Source organism: Hyphomonas polymorpha PS728 (assembly GCF_000685315.1).
Lineage (GTDB): Bacteria > Pseudomonadota > Alphaproteobacteria > Caulobacterales > Hyphomonadaceae > Hyphomonas > Hyphomonas polymorpha.
Map to the genome: position 1 here is coordinate 1 of NZ_ARYM01000068.1, position 530 is coordinate 530.

The window sequence follows — 530 nt, forward strand, 5'->3', positions numbered from 1 at the left end:
TCCGGCCTTGATGCCGCCTGGGCGAACCCGCTAATCGACGCAGAAGCAACTATCGAGACGGCCCGTGCGGCCGCACTCGAAGCCATGCAAGCCCGTCAAGCAACCGTCCGCGTTGCCAGCCCTCAGACGGAAAGCCCGGAAGCGCTGACGCGCAACCTGGCCGATGCTCTGTTTGCTCGCATCACGGGCGCCACGCCTGCCGAGCAAGCCCGTCAGTATATGGGCCACACGCTGGCAGATGATGCCCGCGCGATCCTCATGGCCCGTGGCGTTTCGCTCACCGGCATGTCGCGTGAAGCCATTCTGGAACGGGCGATGCATACCACGTCCGATTTTCCGAACCTGCTCACGGCGACCGGAAACCGGACGCTTCGCGCGGCGTACGAAGTGGCACAAAGCCCGCTGAAACTGATCAGCCGTCAAACCACGGCGGCAGACTTCCGGCCGGTTAACCGGCTTCAGATCGGCGAGGTGGGCGGCCTTCAGAAACTCACCGAGTCCGGTGAGATCAAGAGCGTGACGCGCGCCGA

The 530-nt window shown here is 64.3% G+C and carries 1 pseudogene; it reads left to right on the forward strand.

From position 1 onward, the window contains the following. Positions 1 to 530: pseudogene (locus HPO_RS20790) on the forward strand (prohead protease/major capsid protein fusion protein); the annotation flags it as partial.